Source organism: Mycolicibacterium sp. MU0050, assembly GCF_963378085.1.
GTDB classification, from domain to species: Bacteria; Actinomycetota; Actinomycetes; order Mycobacteriales; family Mycobacteriaceae; genus Mycobacterium; species Mycobacterium wendilense.
The window spans coordinates 2042968-2065578 of sequence record NZ_OY726395.1; the positions used below are offsets into that span (position 1 = coordinate 2042968).

At 69.3% G+C, this 22611-nt stretch carries 21 protein-coding genes; 11 read left to right on the forward strand and 10 right to left on the reverse strand.

The genetic code is table 11. From position 1 onward, the window contains the following. The first annotated feature begins 26 nt into the window (after positions 1-26). The 6 genes from glnA (R2K23_RS09550) to ahpD all read left to right on the forward strand — a co-directional run bounded on the left by glnA (R2K23_RS09550) (position 27) and on the right by ahpD (position 7194). Positions 27-1367 (forward strand): type I glutamate--ammonia ligase, encoded by a 1341-nt coding sequence (glnA, locus tag R2K23_RS09550; RefSeq protein WP_316516261.1) that lies wholly within the window; start codon positions 27-29, stop codon positions 1365-1367. A gap of 43 nt (positions 1368-1410) precedes the next feature. Then, positions 1411-4383, forward strand: a complete 2973-nt coding sequence (locus R2K23_RS09555) for a bifunctional [glutamine synthetase] adenylyltransferase/[glutamine synthetase]-adenylyl-L-tyrosine phosphorylase (RefSeq protein ID WP_316516262.1) — start codon at positions 1411-1413, stop codon at positions 4381-4383. 46 nt (positions 4384-4429) lie between these two features. Continuing rightward, on the forward strand, positions 4430-5050 hold the full coding sequence (locus tag R2K23_RS09560) for a PaaI family thioesterase (RefSeq protein WP_316516263.1): 621 nt from the start codon (positions 4430-4432) through the stop codon (positions 5048-5050). Next, positions 5047-5904, forward strand: a complete 858-nt coding sequence (locus tag R2K23_RS09565) for a TIGR03619 family F420-dependent LLM class oxidoreductase (RefSeq protein WP_316517172.1) — start codon at positions 5047-5049, stop codon at positions 5902-5904. Before R2K23_RS09560 ends, R2K23_RS09565 begins: the two co-directional genes overlap by 4 nt. 165 nt (positions 5905-6069) lie before the next feature. After that, positions 6070-6657, forward strand: a complete 588-nt coding sequence (locus R2K23_RS09570) for a peroxiredoxin (protein ID WP_316516264.1) — start codon at positions 6070-6072, stop codon at positions 6655-6657. A gap of 3 nt (positions 6658-6660) precedes the next feature. Next, the gene (ahpD, locus tag R2K23_RS09575) at positions 6661-7194 is read left to right on the forward strand and encodes an alkyl hydroperoxide reductase AhpD (RefSeq protein WP_316516266.1); all 534 of its coding nucleotides are present in this window, start codon (positions 6661-6663) and stop codon (positions 7192-7194) included. 64 nt (positions 7195-7258) lie between these two features. Here the strand turns inward: ahpD and R2K23_RS09580 are convergent, their stop codons facing one another. From R2K23_RS09580 to glnA (R2K23_RS09595), 4 genes are all read right to left on the reverse strand, one after another. Next, positions 7259-8410, reverse strand: a complete 1152-nt coding sequence (locus R2K23_RS09580; RefSeq protein WP_316516269.1) for an acyl-CoA dehydrogenase family protein — start codon at positions 8408-8410, stop codon at positions 7259-7261. 13 nt (positions 8411-8423) lie between these two features. After that, entirely contained in the window at positions 8424-8813 is a 390-nt protein-coding gene (locus R2K23_RS09585; RefSeq protein WP_316516270.1) for a DoxX family protein, read from the reverse strand. Between the two features lie 46 nt (positions 8814-8859). Beyond that, on the reverse strand, positions 8860-9291 hold the full coding sequence (dtd, locus tag R2K23_RS09590; protein ID WP_316516271.1) for a D-aminoacyl-tRNA deacylase: 432 nt from the start codon (positions 9289-9291) through the stop codon (positions 8860-8862). 93 nt (positions 9292-9384) lie between these two features. Beyond that, positions 9385-10821 carry a type I glutamate--ammonia ligase gene (gene glnA, locus R2K23_RS09595; protein ID WP_316516273.1) on the reverse strand — a complete coding sequence of 479 codons (1437 nt, stop codon included), beginning with the start codon at positions 10819-10821 and terminating at the stop codon, positions 9385-9387. A 136-nt stretch (positions 10822-10957) separates the two neighbouring features. On the opposite strand from glnA (R2K23_RS09595), the gene R2K23_RS09600 reads away from it, so the two are divergent. After that, positions 10958-11422, forward strand: a complete 465-nt coding sequence (locus R2K23_RS09600; RefSeq protein WP_316516275.1) for an RDD family protein — start codon at positions 10958-10960, stop codon at positions 11420-11422. A 127-nt stretch (positions 11423-11549) separates the two neighbouring features. Next, positions 11550-12386: a hypothetical protein gene (locus R2K23_RS09605; RefSeq protein ID WP_316516277.1), complete on the forward strand. Its 837-nt coding sequence runs from the start codon at positions 11550-11552 to the stop codon at positions 12384-12386. A gap of 91 nt (positions 12387-12477) precedes the next feature. On the opposite strand, the gene R2K23_RS09610 is transcribed toward R2K23_RS09605, so the two are convergent. The 5 genes from R2K23_RS09610 to sucB are packed head-to-tail and all read right to left on the reverse strand — an operon-like array spanning position 12478 to position 17595. Further along, on the reverse strand, positions 12478-13230 hold the full coding sequence (locus tag R2K23_RS09610; RefSeq protein WP_316516279.1) for a DUF4191 domain-containing protein: 753 nt from the start codon (positions 13228-13230) through the stop codon (positions 12478-12480). Positions 13231-13253: 23 nt separating this feature from the next. Next, positions 13254-14192, reverse strand: coding sequence for a lipoyl synthase (gene lipA / locus R2K23_RS09615; RefSeq protein ID WP_316516281.1), 939 nt, complete (start codon positions 14190-14192; stop codon positions 13254-13256). Then, positions 14189-14896 carry a lipoyl(octanoyl) transferase LipB gene (gene lipB, locus R2K23_RS09620; protein ID WP_316516282.1) on the reverse strand — a complete coding sequence of 236 codons (708 nt, stop codon included), beginning with the start codon at positions 14894-14896 and terminating at the stop codon, positions 14189-14191. The genes lipA and lipB overlap by 4 nt, the downstream gene beginning before the upstream one ends. Positions 14897-14909: 13 nt before the next feature. Further along, entirely contained in the window at positions 14910-15821 is a 912-nt protein-coding gene (locus R2K23_RS09625; RefSeq protein WP_316516283.1) for a TIGR01777 family oxidoreductase, read from the reverse strand. A gap of 4 nt (positions 15822-15825) precedes the next feature. After that, entirely contained in the window at positions 15826-17595 is a 1770-nt protein-coding gene (gene sucB / locus R2K23_RS09630; protein ID WP_316516284.1) for a 2-oxoglutarate dehydrogenase, E2 component, dihydrolipoamide succinyltransferase, read from the reverse strand. A gap of 164 nt (positions 17596-17759) precedes the next feature. On the opposite strand from sucB, the gene R2K23_RS09635 reads away from it, so the two are divergent. Both R2K23_RS09635 and R2K23_RS09640 read left to right on the forward strand, forming a co-directional pair. After that, positions 17760-18089 (forward strand): oxidoreductase, encoded by a 330-nt coding sequence (locus R2K23_RS09635; protein WP_316516285.1) that lies wholly within the window; start codon positions 17760-17762, stop codon positions 18087-18089. Positions 18090-18158: 69 nt separating this feature from the next. Then, entirely contained in the window at positions 18159-19892 is a 1734-nt protein-coding gene (locus tag R2K23_RS09640; RefSeq protein ID WP_316516287.1) for an SDR family oxidoreductase, read from the forward strand. 10 nt (positions 19893-19902) lie between these two features. On the opposite strand, the gene R2K23_RS09645 is transcribed toward R2K23_RS09640, so the two are convergent. Next, a complete protein-coding gene (locus R2K23_RS09645; protein ID WP_316516288.1) occupies positions 19903-21423 on the reverse strand; it encodes a leucyl aminopeptidase in 1521 nt (506 codons plus the stop codon). Positions 21424-21459: 36 nt separating this feature from the next. On the opposite strand from R2K23_RS09645, the gene gcvT reads away from it, so the two are divergent. Further along, the gene (gene gcvT / locus R2K23_RS09650; protein WP_316516289.1) at positions 21460-22584 is read left to right on the forward strand and encodes a glycine cleavage system aminomethyltransferase GcvT; all 1125 of its coding nucleotides are present in this window, start codon (positions 21460-21462) and stop codon (positions 22582-22584) included. Positions 22585-22611 lie beyond the last annotated feature (27 nt).

Consider the following 22611-nt stretch of genomic DNA (forward strand, 5'->3'; position numbering starts at 1 on the left):
AACAGCCGCTGCCTAGGCTCGCAGTCATGGACCGTCAGAAGGAATTCGTGCTGCGCACGCTGGAGGAACGCGATATTCGGTTCGTTCGGCTGTGGTTCACCGACGTGCTCGGGTTCCTCAAGAGCGTGGCGATTGCGCCCGCCGAACTCGAGGGGGCCTTCGAGGAGGGCATCGGGTTCGACGGTTCCTCGATCGAGGGCTTCGCCCGGATCTCCGAGTCCGACACCGTCGCGCGTCCGGACCCGTCGACCTTCCAGGTGTTGCCGTGGACGGGCGACGACGGCCAGAACCACTCCGCGCGGATGTTCTGCGACATCACCATGCCGGACGGCTCGCCGTCCTGGGCGGACTCCCGGCACGTGCTGCGCCGCCAGCTCGCCAAGGCCAGCGACCTCGGCTTCTCCTGCTACGTGCATCCGGAGATCGAGTTCTTCCTGCTCGAGCCCGGCCCGTACGACGGCAGCGTCCCGGTGCCCGCCGACAACGGCGGCTACTTCGACCAGGCGGTCCACGACTCCGCGCCGAACTTCCGTCGGCATGCCATCGAGGCGCTCGAATCGATGGGGATCTCGGTGGAATTCAGCCACCACGAAGGCGCGCCGGGCCAGCAGGAGATCGACCTGCGCTACGCGGACGCCCTGTCGATGGCCGACAACGTGATGACCTTCCGGTATGTGGTCAAGGAGGTCGCGCTGCGCGACGGGGTGCGGGCCTCGTTCATGCCCAAGCCGTTCAGCGAATACCCGGGCTCGGCCATGCACACCCACATGAGCCTGTTCGAGGGCGACACCAACGCGTTCCACAGCCCCGACGACCCGCTGCAGCTTTCCGACGTGGGCAAATCCTTCATCGCCGGAATCCTCGAGCACGCCAACGAGATCAGCGCCGTCACCAACCAGTGGGTGAACTCCTACAAGCGGTTGGTGCACGGCGGGGAGGCGCCGACGGCGGCCTCCTGGGGCGCGGCCAACCGCTCGGCGCTGGTACGGGTGCCGATGTACACCCCGAACAAGGCGGCCTCGCGGCGCGTCGAGGTGCGCAGCCCCGACTCCGCCTGCAACCCCTACCTAGCCTTCGCGGTGCTGCTGGCCGCCGGCCTGCGCGGCGTCGAGAAGAGCTACGTGCTGGGGCCGCAGGCCGAGGACAACGTCTGGAGCCTGACGCCGGAGGAACGGCGCGCGATGGGTTATCGCGAACTGCCGGGCAGCCTCGGCAACGCGCTGCACGCCATGGAGAACTCCGAGTTGGTGGCGGAAGCGTTGGGGGAGCACGTGTTCGACTTCTTCCTGCGTAACAAGCGCAGCGAATGGGAGGCGTACCGCAACAGCGTCACGCCCTTCGAACTCCAGCAGTATCTTTCGCTGTAGCTGTGGCTACTGCGAGCGCCCTCGGTGGGTTACCGTTGCTGCCGTGTCCAGACCAGTGACGCAACGTCCCACGGTGCCCGGGGTGGGGCGGCTCGGACTCGTCGAGCGCAGCGCCCCGGCCGACCTGGCGCGTCTGGGCTGGGACACCGACGCCCACGTCGAGTTGCTGTGGTCGCTGTCGCGGGCCCCCGATGCCGACGCCGCGCTGCGCGCCATGGTGCGGCTGGCCGAGGCGGTGGGCCCCGACTGGGACCAGCTCTCCGCCGCGCTGCAGAAGGACCGGACCCTGCGGGGTCGGCTGTTCGCGGTGCTGGGCTCCTCGCTGGCGCTCGGCGACCACCTGGTGGCCAACCCCGAATCCTGGCGGTTGCTGGAGGGGACGGACGATCCCGCGCCGGTGCTGCCGTCGGCGGAGGAATTGAAGGCGCAGTTCCTCGAGTGCGTCGACGAAAATGACGGCGCCGCAGCCCCGCTCGCGCTGCGCACGCTCTACCGCAACCGGATCCTGATGCTGGCGGCGATCGATCTGGCCCCGACCGTCGAGGACGAGCCGGTGCTGCCGTTCGCCGCCGTCGGGGTCCATCTGGCCGATCTGGCCGACGCCGCGCTGGCCGCGGCCCTGCGCTACGCGACCACCACGGTGTGCAAGGACGACGAGCCCGCGCCCACCTTGGCGGTGATCGCGATGGGCAAAAGCGGTGCGCGCGAACTCAACTACGTCTCCGACGTCGACGTCATCTTCGTGGGCGCCACCGCCGACACCCTGGAAACCCGGGTGGCCGGGGAGATGATGCGGATGGCCTCGGAGACCTTCTTCGAGGTGGACGCGGCGCTGCGGCCCGAGGGCAAGCGCGGCCCGTTGGTGCGCACGCTGGATTCGCACGTCGCCTACTACCAGCGGTGGGCCAAGACCTGGGAGTTCCAGGCGTTGCTCAAGGCGCGGTTCGCCGTCGGCGACGCGGAGCTGGGCCGGCAGTACATCGACGCGATGATGCCGATGGTGTGGACCGCCTGCGAGCGCGACGATTTCGTGGCCGACGTCCAGGCCATGCGCCGGCGGGTGGAGGAGCTGGTGCCCGCCGACGTGCGCGACCGCGAACTCAAGCTGGGCACCGGCGGGCTGCGGGACGTCGAGTTCGCCGTGCAGCTGCTGCAATTGGTGCACGGTCGCAACGACGACACGCTGCACGTCGCGTCGACGGTGGAGGCGCTGGCCGCGTTGGGGTCGGCCGGCTATATCGGCCGTGACGACGCGGCGAACATGACCGCCTCCTACGAATTCCTGCGGCTGTTGGAACACCGGCTGCAACTGCAGCGGCTCAAGCGCACGCATCTGCTGCCGGCCCCCGACGACGCCGAAGCGCTGCGCTGGCTGGCCCGCGCCGCCCACGTGCGCCCCGACGGCACCCACGACGCGCTCGGCGTGCTGCGCAAGGAACTCAAACGGCAGAGCCACCGGGTGTCGCGCCTGCACGCCAAGCTGTTCTACCAACCGCTGCTGGAGTCCACCGGAGTCGCGCGGGACCTGGCCGACGGGATGAGCGCGGCCGCCGCCGAACGGCAGCTCGCCGCCCTGGGCTACCAGGCTCCGGCCAGCGCGCTGAGTCACCTTGCGGCGCTGGCGAATCAGAGCACCCGGCGGGGCCGGGTGCAGGCCATCCTGCTGCCCACGCTGCTGGACTGGCTCTCGGACACGCCCGACCCCGACGCGGGCCTGCTGCAGTACCGGCGGCTCTCCGAAGCGCTGGTCGATCAACGGTGGTTCCTGGGCACGCTGCGCGACGAGAGCGCGGTGGCCAAGCGGCTGATGCACGTGCTGGGTACCTCGGCGTATGTGCCGGACCTGTTGCTGCGCGCGCCCGAGGTGATCCAGGCCTACGCCGACGGGCCGTCGGGGCCCAAGCTGCTCGACGTGGAACCCGAGGGGGTGGCCCGGGCCCTGGTGGCCGCGGCGGGCCGGCAGTCCGATCCGGCCAAGGCCATCGCCGCGGCGCGCACCCTGCGCCGCGGCGAGTTGGCCCGGATCGCCTCGGCGGACCTGCTCGGGCTGCTCGACGTGCGCGCGGTGTGTCAGGCGTTGACGTCGGTGTGGGTGGCGGTGCTGCAGGCCGCGCTGGACGCGGTGATGCGGACCAACACCCCGGCCGACGGCGTGGCGCCGGCGTCCATCGCGGTGATCGGCATGGGCCGACTCGGCGGCGCCGAACTCGGCTACGGCTCCGACGCGGATGTGTTGTTCGTCTGCGAGGCGGCGCCCGGCGTGGACGACACCACCGCGGTCAGGTGGGCCACCGGCGTCGCCGAGCAGATCCGGGCGCTGCTGGGCACACCCAGCGTCGATCCGCCGCTGGAGGTCGACGCGAACCTGCGCCCGGAGGGCCGCAACGGACCGCTGGTACGGACGCTGGCGTCCTACACCAGCTACTACCGGCAGTGGGCGCAGCCGTGGGAGATCCAGGCGCTGCTGCGGGCCCACCGGGTGGCCGGCGACCTGGAACTCGGGGAGCGGTTCCTGCTGATGGTCGACGAGACGCGTTATCCGAGCGGCGGCGTCTCGGCCGACACCGTGCAGGAGATCCGCCGGGTCAAGGCGCGCGTGGACGCCGAGCGGTTGCCGCGCGGGGCCGACCCGAACACCCACACCAAGCTGGGGCGCGGGGGCCTGGCCGACGTCGAGTGGACCGTGCAGCTGCTGCAGTTGCGCTACGCGCACCAGATCCCGGCCCTGCACAACACCTCGACGCTGCAGGCGCTCGACGCGATCGGCGCGGCGGAACTGATCGCCGAGGGCGACGTGGACCTGCTGCGGCAGGCCTGGCTCACGGCCACCCGGGCCCGCAACGCGCTGGTGCTGGTGCGGGGCAAGCCGACCGACCAGTTGCCCGGCCCGGGGCGGATGCTCAACGCCGTCGCGGTCGCGGCCGGCTGGCCCGACGACGACGGCGGTGCGTTCCTGGACAACTATCTGCGGGTGACGCGGCGGGCCAAGGCCGTCGTGCGCAAGGTCTTCGGTTAGGGGCCCCGCGCGGGTTTCGTAGTGCCCTCGATGCTAAGACAGGTGAATGCAGTTCACCTATGAGCCGGTCGACGCCGCCGAGGCCGCGGCCCAGCGAGCCGTCTACGAGCCGTTCACGCAGGCGGTGCGGGAACTGCTGGACGCCACCATCCGCACTCGGGCCGGCGCCGAGGACATCGCCGCGGCGCAGGCCGCCATCGAGGCGATCACCGCGACGTTGCGGGCCGATCAGATGGACGGCCCGTTCGGCGTCCGGTTCACCTCCGAGGGCGAGGGCATGTCGTGGGGGAACCCGGTGATCGGCGTGCGCAATCCGATGGCGCCACCGCTGACCGTCGAGCACGGCGACGACCGCTGCTGGGCCGAGTTCGAACTCGGCGCGGCCTACGAGGGCCCGCCCGACCATGTGCACGGCGGGATCTCGGCGTTGATCCTCGATCATCTGCTCGGTGAGGTCGCCAGCGGCCGCGGCGACCGCCCGGTGTTCACCGGCACCATCTCGCTGCGTTATCTGCGCGGGACCCCGTTGGGCCGGTTGCGGTGCGAGGCCTGGACCGAGCGGATCGACGGCGTCAAAACGTATGCGCGCGGGTTCATCTCGGACGCCGAGGGGCCCACCGTCGAAGCCGAGGGGGTCTTCATCCAACCGGCGTGGGCCCGGCAGTGAAGTTCTACGTCAGCACGGCCTTCCTCGATACCGCGGAGGCCGTCGAGGTGGCCAAGGCCGCCGACGAGTTGGGCTACCACGGGATGGCCATCCCGGATCACGTGGTCAACCTCGAGACGTTGCAGACGCCCTATCCCTATACCAAGGACGGGCAGCGGCGCTGGGAGGCGTTCACCGACTGGCCCGATCCCTGGGTGATGATCGGCGCGATCGCGTTGGCGACCGCCCAGCTGCGCTTTGTCACCACGGTCTACCTGCCGGCCATGCGGGACCCGTACTCGGCGGCCAAAGCCATTGGTACCGCGGCGGTTCTGGCCGGTGGGCGGTTGGAGCTCGGGATCGGCGTCGGGTGGTGTCGCGAGGAGTTCGAACTGCTCGGGCAGCAGTTCGACCGGCGGGGCAGGCGCACCGACGAGATGCTGGCGTTGATGAAGGAGCTGTGGGCGCCGGGGTGGACGGAGTTCGACGGCGAGTTCTACCGCACCCCCCGGCTCGAGATGGAGCCGACTCCGCCGGCCATCCCGATCTTCGTCGGCGGCCTGTCGGACATCGCGTTGCGGCGGGCGGCCCGCCACGACGGCTGGGTCGGCGATCTGATCACCACCGACGAGGCGCTGCGACGGGTCGATCGGCTACGCGAACTCCGGGCCGAGAACGGTCTGTCGATGGACGATTTCGCGGTGCTGACGCCGCTGGTCGATGCGTTCACCCCAGAGCACTACGCGCGGGCGAAGGCCGGCGGGATCACCGGAATCATCACGATGCCGTGGGTGTTCTACACCAATGGTCCCGCCACGTTGGCCGAGAAGATCGACGGGATGCGACGGTTCCGGACGGATCTGGGCCTGTCCTGAGCCGTCGCGGCACTCGATATCTTCTGCCGGAGGGCAGATTTCACGGTTGGGGGACCGGCCGAGTGTGGCGGCAATCACTTCGGGGAGGGTTTGCAATCCACGATTTCCGATGCACAATGGGAGATGTCAATACTTGAATAATTCCAGAAAAGGGAGTGTTTCTCTGTGACTCTTCTGACCATCGGTGACCAGTTCCCGCAGTACGAGCTCAAGGCCGTGATCGGGGGCGACCTGTCCAAGGTCGATGCGAAGGATCCCGAGGACTACTTCACCACGGTGAGCAGCGAGGACCACCCGGGCAAGTGGCGGGTCGTCTTCTTCTGGCCGAAGGACTTCACCTTCGTGTGCCCGACCGAGATCGCCGCGTTCGGCAAGCTCAACGACGAGTTCGAGGACCGCGACACCAAGGTGCTCGGCGTCTCCGTCGACAACGAGTTCGTGCACTTCCAGTGGCGCGCCCAGCACGAGGACCTCAAGACGCTGCCGTTCCCCATGGTGAGCGACCTCAAGCGCGAGCTGGCCGTCGCCGCCGGCGTGCTCAACGCCGACGGTGTCGCGGACCGCGCCACCTTCATCGTCGACCCGAACAACGAGGTGCAGTTCGTGTCCGTGACCGCGGGCTCCGTCGGCCGCAACGTCGACGAGGTGCTGCGGGTGCTCGACGCGCTGCAGTCCGACGAGCTGTGCGCGTGCAACTGGAAGAAGGGCGACCCGACCATCAACGCGGGTGAACTCCTTTCCGAGGCGGTGTAACTGGTGAGCATCGACAATCTCAAGGAGGCCCTTCCGGAGTACGCGAAGGACCTGAAGCTCAACCTGGGCGCCATCGTGCGCACCACCGAGCTCAACGAGCAGCAGCTGTGGGGCGCCTTGGTGGCGACCGCGGCGGCCACCAAGTCCGACCGGCTGCTCAAGGAGATCGCCGAGGACGCACTCGACGTGCTGTCCGAGGAGGCCTTCCACGCCGCCCTGGGCGCCGCGTCCATCATGGGTATGAACAACGTGTTCTACCGGACCAAGGGGCAGCTCGACGGTCAGTACGACGACCTGCGGGCCGGCCTGCGGATGAACATCATCGGCAACCCCGGTGTGGACAAGGTGGACTTCGAGCTGTGGTCGCTGGCGGTGTCGGCGATCAACGGCTGCGGACACTGCCTGGCCGCGCACGAGAAGACCCTGCGGGATTCCGACGTGTCCCGGACCGCGATCTTCGAGGCCATCCGGTTGGCCTCGATCGTGGCGGGCGTGGGTCAGGCGCTGCAGACCACCGAGGTGCTCGCCAAGGTCTAGCTCCAAGGCACGAAAAAGCCCCGGGTACCCGGCCATTGCGGCCGGACCCGGGGCTTTTCGTTGCTCAGAGCGACTTCGCGATGATCTGTTTCATGACCTCGTTGGCGCCGGCGTAGATGCGCTGCACGCGCGCGTCCTCGTACATCCGGGCAATCAGGTACTCGCGCATGTAGCCGTAGCCGCCGTGCAACTGCACGCAGCGGTCGACCACCTCGCATTGCTTGTCGGTCAGCCAGTACTTGGCCATCGCGGCCTCGGTGCCGTCGAGCTTGCCGTCCAGGTGCGACTGCACGCAGTGGTCGAAGAAGATCCGGCTGGTCCGCGCCAGCGTCGCGCACTCGGCGAGCTCGAAGGCGGTGTTCTGGAAGTCGAACAGGCTGTGGCCGAACGCTTCCCGGGATTTCGTGTAGGCCACGGTGTCGTCCACCGCGCGTTCCATGCCGCCGATCGCCTGGGCGGCGACGCACAGCCGCTCCTGGGCCAGCTGATCGATCATCTGGCCGAAACCCTTGCCCTCCTCGGGGCCGAGCAGGTTGGTCACCGGAACCCGCACGTCGGTGAACGCCAATTCGGCGGTGTCGGCGCCGTGCTGGCCGACCTTGTCCAGCACCCGGGTCACCTGGAATCCCTTGGTGTCGCGCAGATCGACGATCAGCAGCGAGATTCCGCGGGCGCCCGCCTTCGGGTCGGTCTTGACCGCCAGCACCACCATGTCGGCCGAGCCGCCGTTGGTGATGAAGGTCTTCGATCCGTTGATGACGTACTCGTCGCCGTCGCGCACCGCGGTGGTGCGGATGGCCTTGAGGTCGGAACCGGCGCCGGCCTCGGTCATACCGATGGCGCCGAGCACCTCCCCGGTGGCCATCGGCGGCAGCCAGGTCTTCTTCTGCTCCTCCGACCCGTAGTTGACGATGTAGTGCGGAACGATGCCGCTGTGCACCGCGATGCCCAGGGACAGATCACCCGCGTAGCCCTGGGCATCGAAGACCGCCACGTCGTGGGCGAAGGTACCGCCGCCGCCGCCGTACTCCTCGGGCACCGAGCACAGCAGCAGGCCGAGTTCCCCGGCGCGAAGCCAGACGTCCCGGTCGATGTGACGCTGGCTGTCCCACTTCTCGCCGTGCGCGACGACCTCTCGCTCGAAGAATCCCTTCGCCAGATCGAAGAGCGCCGAAACCTCGTCGTCATGCCACGACGGAACATGCTTGCTGACCATGCAGGGCAGGGTATTACCTGCGGGAAACCGCCAGTGATCCGGGACCCGTGAACACCAGCAGCAACAGCGCGAAGCAGAACAGCACCGCCGGTTCGCCGCCGTTGTTGATCGGCCAGAAGTCCTCGGGGAAGTGCTGCCAGAAGTAGGCGACGGCCATCTGGCCGGCGCCGATGAAGGCCGCTTCGCGGGTGAACATGCCGATCGCGACGAGCACGCCGACGATGATCTCGATCAGTCCCGCCCACCAGCCCGGCCAGGCGAACATCTCGACGGTCGGACCACCCGGCCAGCCGAACAACTTGGAGGTGCCGTGGAGCAGGAATAGCAAGCCGACCACGATGCGGAAAACGCTCAACACGGTCGACGAATGATTCGTGACGCGGTCATCCAGTTTTGTTGACATGCACCGACGGTAGAGAGCGGTGATGTAGATCACAGGCCCAGTTCGGTCACAATTCGAGCATCAGGGTGACCGGCCCGTCGTTGACCGAGGCCACCTGCATGTGCGCCCCGAACACGCCCTCGGCCACCTCGGCGCCGAGGGCGCGCAGCGCTTCGGCGAAGGCCTGCACCAGCGGTTGGGCCACCGGCGCGGGGGCCGCGGCGTTCCACGACGGCCGCCGGCCCTTGACGGTGTTGGCGTAGAGGGTGAACTGGCTGACCACCAAGATCGGCGCACCGATGTCGGCGGCGCTGCGCTGGTCGTCGAGAATGCGTAACCCCCACAGCTTTTCGGCCATCCGCGTGGCGATGGCCGCGTCGTCGTCGTGGGTGACGCCCACCAGTGCCAGCAGTCCCTGTGCGGCGGGCCGGATTTCGCCGACGACGGCGTCGTCCACCGTCACGCTCGCCGAGGTCACCCGCTGCACCAGAACCCGCATGGGGGAACCTTATCCGGCTGGCTTGCACCGGGCCGAGGCGACGCAAAGGGGCCGGGCGATGCGATGCACCACCCGGCCCCTTCGGGAACCGACTCACACGTCGTAGTACAGCGAGAACTCGTAGGGGTGCGGACGGATCTGGATGGGCATGATCTCGTTCTCCCGCTTGTACGAGATCCAGGTCTCGATCAGGTCCTCGGTGAACACGCCGCCCTCGGTGAGGTACTCGTGATCCTCCTCGAGTCGGTCGATGACCGCGGCCAGCGAGGTCGGCGCCTGCGGGATGCTGGCGGCCTCGTCCGGCGGCAACTCGTAGAGGTCCTTGTCCACCGGGGTCAGCGGCTCGATCTTGTTCTTGATGCCGTCGATGCCGGCCATCAACATCGCCGCGAAGGCCAGGTACGGGTTGCCCGAGCTGTCCGGGCAGCGGAACTCGAGGCGCTTGGCCTTCGGGTTGTTGCCGGTGATCGGAATCCGCACGCAGGCACTGCGATTGCGCTGGCTGTACACCAGGTTGATGGGGGCTTCATAGCCGGGCACCAGGCGCTTGTAGGAGTTCACCGTCGGGTTGGTGAACGCCAGCAGCGACGGTGCGTGGTGCAGGATGCCGCCGATGTAGTGCCGGGCCAGGTCGGACAGCCCCGCGTAACCGGACTCGTCGTGGAACAGCGGCTGGCCGTCCTTCCACAGTGACTGGTGGGCGTGCATACCCGACCCGTTGTCGCCGAACAGCGGCTTGGGCATGAAGGTCACGGTCTTGCCGGCCTGCCAGGCGGTGTTCTTGATGATGTACTTGAACAGCTGTACGTCGTCGGCCGCGTGCAACATGGTGTTGAACTTGTAGTTGATCTCGGCCTGGCCGGCGGTGCCCACCTCGTGGTGGCCGCGCTCGAGGATGAAGCCCGCGTTCTGCAGGTTGGTGGCCATCTGGTCGCGCAGGTCGACGTAGTGGTCATAGGGCGCGACCGGGAAGTACCCGCCCTTGGGCCGAACCTTGTAGCCGCGGTTGGGGCTGCCGTCGGCCTCGAGCGGCTCGCCGGTGTTCCACCAGCCCGACTCGGAGTCCACCTCGTAGAAGGTGCCGTTGATCCGGGAGTCGAAGGTCACCGAGTCGAAGATGTAGAACTCGGCCTCGGCGCCGAAGTAGGCGGTGTCGGCGATGCCGGTGCTGATGAGGTAGTTCTCGGCCTTGCGGGCCACGTTGCGGGGGTCGCGGGAGTAGGCCTCACGGGTGAAGGGGTCGTGCACGAAGAAGTTCATGTTCAGCGTCTTGGCGGCGCGGAACGGGTCGATCTTGGCCGTCGCGGGGTCGGGCAGCAGCATCATGTCGGACTCGTGGATCGACTGGAAGCCGCGCACCGACGAGCCGTCGAAGGCCAGGCCGTCCTCGAAGACGTCCTCGGTGAACGCCGATGCCGGGATCGAGAAGTGCTGGACCTGGCCGGGGAGATCGCAGAACCGAATGTCGACGTACTCGACCTGCTCGTCCTTGATCAGCTTGATGATGTCATCAGCGTTCTTTTCTGCCACTACTACTCCTTACGTAAGCACATGATTTCCACACTCCGTGTAGCTCGGGCCTGACGCTATGGAGCCGATGTTGCGCAGTAGTCAACCGTATGTTGCGCCGACGTTACGCAATAAGCGGCCCCCTATGCTGGGAATCATGGCTCGTGCGACGTCGTCTTGGCTTTCCGGTGGTGAACCGGGGGATTCCAGCCCGGAATCGAATTTTCCCGGCGAGTTGCTGGGTTTGCCCCAGAGCGGTTCGCAGTCCCTGGCCCCGACCGGCCGCCGGATTCTCGCGTTGCTGCTCGACTGGCTGGTGGCCTACGGGCTGGCGGCGCTGATGATGAGCTTCGGGCTGTTTTCGCAGGCCATGCTCTCGACGGCGGTGCTGGTGGTGTGGCTGTTGCTCGGCGCGGTCTCGGTGCGCCTGTTCGGGTTCTCCCCAGGGCAGCTGGCGCTGGGCCTGATGGTGACGCCCATCGACAACCGCATCCATGTGGGGCTGGGCCGGGCTTTGGCCCGCGGCGCGCTGCTGGCGCTGGTGATCCCCGCGCTGTTCATGGACTCCGACGGCCGCGGCCTGCAGGACAAGCTGACCCACACCGCCGTGGTGCGCCGGTAGTTCCGCGCCGCGAGTCAGACCTGAGGCGACGGGTCACTCGCACATTTGCTGCGTGATGTCTGACTCGCCTTGAGTGCTGTGGAGAGCGGAGCACGTGAAGGCCGACTGATCTGGCACTTTGCCCCTGATGGCGCACGTGTTCATCGGCAGCGAAGCTTTGGCCGCCGGCAAGGTCACCCGTTACGAACTCGGTAGGCATCATGTGCGGGTCCTGCCCAACGTGTATGCGCCCAGACGTGCGCAACTGACCCTGCTGGATCGCATCGTTGCGGCGTGGCTCTGGTCCAAGCGCCGGGGTGTCGTCACGGGCCTGGCCGCTTCGGCGCTCCATGGTGCGAGATGGGTCAAGCGCGGGGTCGTCATCGAGCTGAACCTGGCCAACAACAAGTCCCCGGCAGGGGTGCTCACCAGAAGCGAGACGCTGCTGGACGACGAGATCGCGCATCTGCGGGGGATGGCGGTCACCACCGTCGAACGCACCGCCTTCGACCTCGCCCGCCGCTTACCCTCTGGCAGGGCGGTGCAACGCCTGGACGCGCTGGTCAGGGCCGCGGATTTCAGGGCCGAGGACGTGCTCGAACTTGCGCAACGGCATCGTGGCGCCAGGGATTGCCTGCGGATTCCGCGCATTCTGGACCTGATGGACGCGGGAGCTCAGTCACCTCAGGAGACCTGGCTGCGGCTCCTGTTCATCAACGCCGGCTATCCCAGGCCGCAGACGCAGATCCCGATCTTGGGTCCGAGCGGTTTCCCCAAGTACTACCTGGACATGGGCTGGCCGGAGTTCATGGTGGCCGCCGAATATGACGGCGAGCAGCACCGACTGGATGACGCGCAGTACCGCGGCGACATCGGACGTTCGGAGTACATAGAGCGACTCGGCTGGCGTCGGATCCGGGTGCTCGCCGGCGACAGCGGGGCCAGCATCCTACGCAGAGCCGAATTGGCCGGACTGCGGCGCTGATTCTCAGATCGAGTCAGGCCTGAGGCGACGGGTCACTCGCACTTTCGCTGCGTAGTGTCTGACTCGGCGCGAGGCTACTTGCGGCTCGGGGCTACTTGCGGCGCACGGTGCGGCCCACGCCGCGCATCTTGGCCTGCGCCGGCATCGGCCCCTTCGGCATGGCGGCCGGACCGATCTTGGAGCCCAGCGCCACCAGCTTGGACTCCAGCGAGTCGATCTGCTTGGCCGGGATGTTGGCCGGCAGCCGGGTCAGGTGTCGCTCCAGCTTGGCCAAGGGCACCTCGCCCTCGCCGTTGCCGACGATGACGTCGTAGATCGGGACGTCGCCCACCAACCGCGCGGTGCGCTTCTTCTCCTGCGCCAGCAACGACTTGACGCGGCTGGCCGATCCCTCCGCGACGAAGATCACGCCGGGCCGGCCGATCACCCGGTGCACCGCGTCGAAGTGCCCGGTGGCGGCGACCCCGGGGGTCACCCGCCACTTGCCGCGCAGGTTGTCCAGCGCCCAGGCGGCCGCGCCGGTCTGCCCCTCGGCCTTCTGGTACACCGACTTCTGCGCGCGCCGCCCGAAGATGATGAAGGCGACCAGCGCGCCGAGCACCACGCCCAACGGGATCATCATGAACTTGGTGAAACCGCCGATCGCGAGGCCGCCGAGCACCGAGAGCCCCACGATCAGCACGAACGCCAGGATCATGTACGGCAGCAGCCGCTTGTCCTCCTTGCGCTGCATCTGGAACGCCTGCCACAGCTGGCTGCGGCGCTGCTTGGAAGCGGCCTTACGGGCGGCCTTCGCCTCGGCCTTGGCGGCCTTGGTCTCGGCGGGGGTGCGGGATTTCGCCATACAGCAAGGATAAGCGGTGAAAATTAGTGCTTGGCAGCAGTGGTGCGCTGCTCCATCACCTGGGCGTAGAGGCGCCCGGCCCGGTACGACGAGCGCACCAGCGGACCGGCGAGCACCCCGGCGAAACCGATGCCCTCGGCGAACTCCGCGTGCGCCACGAACTCCTCGGGCTTGACCCAGCGCTCCACCGGATGGTGCCGCACCGACGGCCGCAGGTACTGGGTGATGGTGACGATGTCGCAGCCCGCCTCGTGCAGGTCGCGCAGCGCGGTCTCGACCTCGTCGGGCGTCTCGCCCATGCCCAGGATCAGGTTGGACTTGGTGACCAGGCCGGCCTCGCGGGCTGCGGTCAGCACATCCAGGCTGCGCTGGTAGCGAAAGGCCGGCCGGATCCGCTTGAAGATCCGGGGCACCGTTTCGACGTTGTGCGCCAACACTTCCGGGCGCGCGTCGAAGACCTCGGCGAGCTGTTCGGGGATGCCGTTGAAGTCCGGGATGAGCAGTTCTACGCCGGTGCCCGGGTTCAACGCCTTGATGGCGCGCACCGTCTCGGCATACAGCCAGGCGCCGCCGTCGGGCAGGTCGTCGCGGGCCACGCCGGTGACCGTCGAATAGCGCAGCCCCATCGCCGCCACGCTCTCGGCGACCCGCCGCGGCTCGTCACGGTCGAGGTCGGCGGGCTTGCCCGTGTCGATCTGGCAGAAGTCGCAACGGCGGGTGCACTGCTCGCCGCCGATCAGGAAGGTGGCCTCGCGGTCCTCCCAGCACTCGTAGATGTTGGGGCAGCCGGCCTCCTCGCAGACCGTGTGCAGCCCCTCGCGCTTGACCAGCGCCTTCAGCTCGGTGTATTCGGGGCCCATCCGGGCGCGGGTCTTGATCCACGGCGGCTTGCGCTCGATGGGGGTCTCGGCGTTGCGAACCTCGAGACGCAGCAGCTTGCGGTTACCGGGATCGACACTCACAACGACGATGCTACGCGGGCCGGTGCGTCGCTGACCGGGAGCCGGCCGTCGAGCGCATCGCAGACAGCGGCCGCGACCTGCCCTCGAACGTCGTCCGGCGACACCGGGCGGCCCAGCTCGGCCGACAGCGACGTGACCCCGGCGTCGGCGATGCCGCACGGCACGATGCTGCCGTAGGCCGCCAGGTCGCAGTCGCAGTTGAGCGCGAAACCGTGCAGGGTCACCGCGCGGGCCACCCGGATGCCGATGGCGGCGACCTTGCGCTCCGGGCGGGGCTCGCCGCGGATGACCTGCGCAGGCAACCAGACTCCGGAGCGGCCGTCCACCCGGCCCACGTCCAGGCCGAGGTCGGTGCACACCCGGATCAACGACTCTTCCAGTCGCCGAACGAAATTCACCACGTCCAGCGGCTCGGCCAGTCCGACGATCGGATAGCCCACCAGTTGCCCCGGCCCGTGCCAGGTGATCTTGCCGCCGCGGTCGGTGTCGATGACGGGCGTGCCGTCGACGGGACGCTCGTGCGGCTCGGTGCGGCGTCCGGCGGTGTAGACGGGCGGATGTTCGAGCAGCAGCAGCGTGTCGGGGCCGCCGGCCACCCGGGCGTCGGCGCAGTCGCGCTGCAGCTGCCAGGCGTCCTGGTACTCGACCCGACCCAGGTTGCGCACCTCGATCGGGGTGCCCGCCGACCGGATGGATGCCGTCATGGGCCCAGGCTACTCACCCGCGGTCCGTCGCGTAGGCCAGCGCCGCGCCGATGCTGTTGTGCGCGAACGTGAAGCCCGCGCCCTCCAGCACCGCGGGGATCACCCGTTGACCGCTCAGCAGCGCCTCCTCGGCGAAGTCGCCCACGGCGAGTCGGGCCGCGAAACCCGGAATCACCAGCCGGGCCGGACGATTCAGGGCCCGTCCCAGCGCGACGGTGAACTGCGCGTTGGTGACCGGGGCGGGGCCGGTCAGGTTGACCGGCCCGGACAGCGCGGTGTCGGCCAGCGCGAAGCGCAGCGCCCGCACTTCGTCGGCGAGGGTGATCCACGACATGTATTGCCGTCCGTCGCCGAGGCGCGCGCCCAGGCCCAGCGCGAAGAGCGGCCGCAGCCGGGCCACCAGCCCGCCCTTGGGTGCGATCACCAGCCCGGTGCGGGCGAGCACCACCCGGGCGCCCCCGTCGGCGGCAGGCGCAGTGGCGGCCTCCCAGTCCTGGCAGAGCCGGGCCAGGAAACCCGAACCGGGCGGGGCGGTTTCGTCGACCGTGCGATCGCGGGTGTCGCCGTAGTAGCCCACCGCGCCGGCGTTGATCAACGTCGGGACGCCCGCGCGCGCGACGGCGACGGCGAGCACCTCGGTCGGGTCGATCCGGCTGTCGCGCAGACTCTGCTTGAACGCGCCGGACCAGCGGCCGCCACCGAGGTTGACCCCGCACAGGTTGACCACGGCGTCGACCCCGGCCAGGTCTCGGGGGTCCAGTTCACCGGTGTCGGGATTCCAGTGCCGCTCGTCGGGTTTCGACGGGGTGCGCCGCACCAGCCGGGTCACCGTGTGGCCGTCGGCGCGCAACGAGGCGACCAGCGCCGAGCCGATCAGCCCCGAGGAGCCCGCGACGACGACCGAGGTGGGTGCTTCGCCGGCCACCTGCTCACAACCCCAGGTCGGCCTCGAAGGCGCCTTCCTCGAGCCTCTTCTTGATGGTGGTGAGGAAGCGGCCCGCGTCCGCGCCGTCGATCAGGCGGTGGTCGTAGGTCAGCGGCAGGTAGCAGATGGAGCGCACGCCGATGGACTCGTTGCCGGTGTCGTCGACGACCACCCGGGGCCGCTTGACGATGGCGCCGGTGCCCAGCATCGCCGCCTGCGGCGGCACCAGGATCGGGGTGTCGAACAGCGCGCCCTGGCTGCCGATGTTGGTGATGGTGAAGGTGCCGCCGGCCAACTCGTCGGGCCTGAGCTTGCCGGTGCGGGCGCGCTCGGCGATGTCGTGGATCGCGCGGGCCAGCCCGGCCAGCGAGAGGTCCCCGGCGTTGTGCACCACCGGGGACAGCAGGCCCTGCTCGGTGTCCACCGCGAAGCCGAGGTGCTCGGCGTCGAAGTAGGTGATCTCCTTGCTTTCCTCGTTGTAGCTCGCGTTGATGTTCGGATGCGCCTTGAGCGCGTCGATGACGGCGCGGGCGATGAACGGCAGGTACGTCAGGTTGACGCCCTCGCGTTCGGTGAACTCCTGCTTGGCCTTCGCCCGCAGCGCCACGATCTTGGTCATGTCGACCTCGTGGGTCTGCGTCAGCTGCGCGGTGGCCTGCAGCGATTCCCGGGTCTTCTTGGCCGTGATCTGCCGGATCCGGTTCGCCTTCTGGGTGCTGCCGCGCAGGTGCGCCAACGGGCTGGGCGCGGCGGCCGCCGGGGCCGCGGCCGGGGCGGCGGACGCGGCGGCCGGGGCGGGGGACGGTGCCGGGGCCTTCTTGGCCTCCGCGGCGGCGAGCACGTCCTGCTTGCGGATGCGTCCGCCCACGCCGGTGCCCTTCACGGTGGCGAGGTCGACGTCGTTCTCGGCGGCGAGCTTGCGGACCAGGGGAGTGACGTACGGGCTGGCGTCGGAGTCGCCGGCCGGCGCGGGTGCGGCCTTGGGCTTCGGCTTGGGTTCCGGGGTCTTCGCGGGAGCCGGCTCGGCCTCCTCGGCGGGCTTCGCGGTCGGCTTGGTGGCCTCCGGCTCGGGCTTCGGTTCCGGCTTGGGCTCGGGCTTGGGTTCCGGCTTGGGTTCGGGCTTGGGCTCCGGCTTCTCGGCCGGGGCGGCGCCCTTGTCGCCGATCCTGGCGAGCTCACCGCCGACCTCGACGGTGTCGTCCTCTTCGGCGCTGATGGACAACAGCGTGCCCGCGACGGGAGAGGGAATCTCGGTGTCGACCTTGTCGGTGGAGACCTCCAGCAGCGGCTCGTCGACCTCCACGCTGTCGCCGACCTTCTTCAGCCAGCGGGTCACGGTGCCCTCGGTGACGGACTCACCGAGTTCGGGCATGGTCACCGAGGTCCCGGAGTCCCCGCCGGAAGCGGCCGCCGGCTCCGGCTGCGCCTCGGGCTCCGGCTCGGCTGCCGGCTCCGCTTCGGCCTCGGGCTCCGGTTCGGGCTCGGGCTCGGCTTCGGGCTCCGGCTCGGATTCCCCGGCGTCCGATCCGCTCTCGTCGGCGTCGCCGATGAGCGCGAGCTCGCCGCCGACCTCGACGGTGTCGTCCTCCTGGGCGATGATCTTGGTCAGCACACCGGCAACCGGCGACGGGATCTCGGTGTCGACCTTGTCGGTGGACACCTCGAGCAGGGGTTCGTCGACTTCGACCGTGTCGCCTTCTTGCTTGAGCCAGCGGGTGACGGTCCCTTCGGTCACGCTCTCCCCGAGTTCGGGCATCTGTACGGACACGGCCATCAGTTGACTCCTCGAAGGTGGTTGTCACCGGTTGCCCTCTGGCTTACCACAGCGGCGTGTTCACCATCAGAAACCGGAGCTGGATCGTCCGGCATCCATCCTGTCACTGTGTGGCGTTTGGTACGAACCCGGGCCGAAACACCGGTTCTGGCACTATCGAAAACATGGGCTTGTTCGACCGGTTCCGCGCGACCGGCAAGCGAAACTCCGGTGAGCTGAAATATTTGCGTGACTGGGTGGCGACCCATCACGGCGTCGAGGCCTACATCGAACCCAAGACCACCGTCACGGATGTGACCGCGGTGTTGGTCGCCGCCGACGGGGAGTGGACCCGCCGCAGCGTCGGGGAGGCGGGGGCGCAGCGGCTGTCGTCGCAGCTGCGCATCCCGGTCTACGACGTGCAGAAGGTGGGGTACCCGCAGCGCATGCGCGACTTCGATGCCCGGCGTCGCATCGAACGCAAACGGGCGATGCGCCGCGAACTCGAGAGTTGACGCGTCACCCTTGACAACCCGATACCGGCGGTATGAGGTACTGGGAGGTATCGAGCAGGGGAGTGACGGATGAGCACCACGCACCACGTCGACGCCGGGGACGGCATCCGGATCGCGGTCTACGAAGAGGGCAACCCGGATGGCCCGCCGCTGGTGATGGCGCACGGCTGGCCGGATTCGCACCGGCTGTGGGACGGCGTGGTCGCCGATCTGGCCGACCGCTTCCGCATCATCCGCTACGACAACCGCGGCACCGGCGGCTCGACCGTGCCGAAACCGGTACGCGAGTACACGATGGCCCGGCTCGCCGACGATTTTTCGGCCGTCATCACCGCGACCAGCCCCGGCGTGCCGGTGCATGTGCTGGCCCACGACTGGGGCTCGGTGGCGGTCTGGGAGTACCTGAGCCGGCCGGAATCCTCCGCCGCGGTGGCCTCCTTCACCTCGGTGTCCGGTCCGAGCACCGACCATTACGGCGCCTTCATCCGGTCCGGTCTGACGCGTCCGTACCGCCCGGTGCAGTTCGCGCGGGCGGTGGGCCTGGCGGCGCGGATGTCCTACTGGCTGCCGTTCTCGGTCCCGGTGTTGGCGCCCGCCGCGATGCGCGCCGGGTTGGCCCGCCGGCTACAGGCCAAGGATTCGCCGGGGGCGCCCAAGTACCGGGGTGAGAGCTTCGACGACGACGCGGCCAACTCGATGAAGATCTACCGCGCCATCGCCTTCCGCAAGCCGACGATGCGCCGCGACCACTACGTGTCGGTGCCCGTGCAACTCATCTGCAACGACAAGGACCCGGTGGTACGGCCGTACGGTTTCGCCGACCAGGCCAAGTGGTCGCCGCGGCTGTGGCGCCGCGACCTGCCCGCCGGGCACTGGGCCCCGTTCTCGCACGCGGCCGCCATCGCGACCGCGGTGAACGAACTCGTCGACCACCTCGAGGGTGCGCCCCCGGCGCGGGCGCTGCGGCGCGCGGAGGTCGGCCGCAGCCGCGGGCCGTTCGGGGACACGCTGGTGTCGGTGACCGGCGCGGGCAGCGGGATCGGGCGGGCCACCGCGCTGGCCTTCGCGGCGGCCGGGGCCGAGGTGGTGGTCAGCGACATCGACGAGGCCAACGCCAAGCAGACCGCCGCGCAGATCGTCGAGCGCGGCGGGCAGGCGTACGCGTACGCCCTCGACGTGGCCGACGCCGAGGCGGTGCAACGCTTCGCCGACCAGGTCTGTGCGGAGCACGGGGTGCCCGACGTCGTGGTGAACAACGCCGGCGTGGGCCAGGCCGGGGCCTTCCTGGACACCCCGCCCGAACAGTTCGACCGGGTCCTGGCCGTCAATCTCGGCGGCGTGGTCAACGGCTGCCGGGCCTTCGCGGCCCAGATGGTCGAGCGCGGCACCGGCGGGCACATCGTCAACGTCGCCTCGGTGGCCGCCTACGCGCCGCTGGGTTCCATGAACGCCTACTGCACGTCCAAGGCTGCGGTGCACATGTTCTCCGACTGCCTGCGCGGTGAATTGGCTTCGGCCGGAATCGGTTTGACCACCATCTACCCGGGCATGATCGACACGAACATCGTGGCGACCACACACTTCGACGCCGACGTCGACCTGGCCGACGCCGCGCGCGCCCGGGCGCAGAAGGCATTTACCAGGCGCCGGTACTCACCCGAGAAGGTGGCCAAGGCGATTCTGGCGGCGGTGCAGGACGGCACCGCCGTGCGACCCGTCACGCCGGAGGCGCACATCGTGCACGGCCTGTCGCGGCTGGTGCCCGGGGTGCTGCGGCGAGCCGCGCGCGCCGACGCCCTGTGACCGGGGAGCCTCAGCCGTTGGCGGCGATGTCCTCGAGGACCGCGAGCATGGTCCGGGTCGGCACCCCGGTGCCGCCCTTGGGCGTGTAGCCCCAGGGGCCGCCGGTGTTGTACGACGGGCCCGCGATGTCGATGTGCACCCACTGCACACCCTCGGCGACGAACTCGCGCAGGTACACCCCGGCGACCAGCATCCCGGCGAACCGGGTGGAGCTGACGTTGGCCAGATCGGCGACGGTCGACTTCAGGTCGTCCTTGAGCTCGTCGGGCAGCGGCATCGGCCAGCCGTTCTCACCGACGGCCTGGGACAGCTCGGAAACCCGGTCGCGGAACTCGTCGGAGCCCATGACCCCGGGGATGCGGGCACCGAGCGCCACTGTCTGGGCGCCGGTCAGCGTGGAGGTCTCGATCAGGTAGTCCGGGTCGTCCTCGCAGGCCCGCACGATCGCGTCGGCCAGGATCAGCCGGCCCTCGGCGTCGGTGTTGAGCACCTCGACGGTGGTCCCGCCGTACTGCGTCAGGACGTCACCGGGACGCTGCGCCGTCGACGACGGCATGTTCTCGGCCATCGGCACAGTCGCGATGACGTCGACCGGCAACTTGAGCTGCGCGGCCAGCGCGACGGTGGCGATCACCGCGGCCGCCCCGCCCATGTCCGAGGTCATGTGGTGCATGGACGCGGCCGGCTTGATGGAGATGCCACCGGTGTCGAACGTGATGCCCTTGCCCACCAGCGCGACCGTCTTGGCGTCGGGCTGCCCCGAACGGTGGATCAACCGCACCAACCGCGGCGGGCGCGACGAGCCCTGCCCGACGCCCACGATGCCGCCGAAGCCGGCCTCCTCGAGCGCCTTGCGGCCCAGCACCTCGACCTCGAGACCCACCGCGGCGCCCAGGGCCTTCGCGCGCTTGGCGAACTCCGCCGGGTACAGGTGGCTCGGCGGGGTGTTGACGAAGTCCCGGGCGGTGGCCACGGCGGTGCCGACGGCGGCCGCGCGGGCGGCCCGCTTCTTGGCGTCCTTGGCGGTGGACAGCACGGTGATCCTGCGCAGGCCCTTGTCCTTGGGGGCGGTCTTGGCGCTGCGGAAGCCGTTGAACCGGTAGGCGCCCAGGATCAGGCCCTCGACGGTGGCCTCCAGATCCAGCTCGCCGAGGGTGCTGACGACCTCCTCGGTGCCGTTCAGGGACCGCGACGCGGTCCCGGCGGCGCGCCGGATCACGTCCGCGGGCCATTCGTCGCGGGCCTTGCCCAGCCCGACGGCCAGCACCGAACCGAACGGCAGCGACGGCGCGACCACCCGGGTGACCTGCTCGGCGCCGCCCTTGGCGCCCAGCGCCGCGCAGGCCGCCTCGATCTCGGCGACCGCAGCCGCGTCCAGGAACTCGCCGGGCACGACGGTGGCCGTCGCGTCGGGGTTGTCGGTGTCGCCGCTGATCACGCCCACGATCAGCACGGCCGAGTCTGCGTCGCGCTTGGGCAGCGCGCTGGCGACGGTGACGGCGGGGGACTGGTAACCAAGTTCGGTGCTCACGACCCTCACCCTATCCACCGAACGGGTCCGGCCCGGATGGATAGGGTGAGGGCCGTGACCGAGAACTCAGCCGATCTGCTGCACGGACCCCTCGAGGAACGCCACCGCGAGCTCGGAGCGAGCTTCGCCGAGTTCGGCGGCTGGCTGATGCCGGTGTCGTATGCGGGCACCGTCAGCGAGCACAACGCCACCCGCACCAGCGTGGGGCTGTTCGACGTCAGCCACCTCGGCAAGGCGTCGGTCAAGGGCGCGGGTGCGGCGCAGTTCGTCAACGCGACCCTGACCAACGACCTGAACCGGATCGGCCCCGGCCAGGCCCAGTACACGTTGTGCTGCACCGAATCCGGGGGCGTCATCGACGACCTGATCGTCTATTACATCTCCGACGACGAGATCTTCCTGGTGCCCAACGCGGCCAACACCGCCGCGGTGGTCGCCGCCCTGAAAGAGGTTGCGCCCGAGGGCATCACGGTTGCCGACGAGCACCGCTCGCTGGCCGTGCTGGCCGTACAGGGCCCCCGCGCCGCCGACGTGCTCACCGCGCTGGGCCTGCCCACGGACATGGACTACATGGGTTTCGTCGACGCCGAGTACGCGGGGGTGCCGGTGCGGGTGTGCCGCACCGGCTACACCGGCGAGCAGGGCTACGAGCTGCTGCCGCCCAGGGGGCAGGCCGCCCCGGTCTTCGACGCGCTGGTGGCCGCGGTCACCGAGGCCGGCGGTGAACTCGCGGGCCTCGGCGCGCGCGACACCTTGCGTACCGAGATGGGTTATCCGCTGCACGGCCACGAACTGTCGCTGGACATCTCGCCGGTGCAGGCCCGCTGCGGCTGGGCGATCGGCTGGAAGAAGGAGCAGTTCTGGGGCCGCGCGGCGCTGCTGGCCGAAAAGGAGGCCGGGCCGCGCCGCCTGGTGCGCGGGCTCAAGGCCATCGGCCGCGGCGTGCTGCGCGCGGAACTGACGGTCCTCGCCGACGGCGCCGCGGTGGGCACCACCACGTCGGGAACGTTCTCACCGACCCTGAAAACCGGTATCGCGTTGGCGCTCATCGACACCGCCGCGGGCATCGAGGACGGTGCGCGCGTCACCGTCGACGTGCGCGGCCGCGCGTTGGAGTGCGAGGTGGTCCGTCCGCCGTTCGTCGACGTCCGCCCCCGATAACCGGTTGGCGCGCAGTTATACAATTCC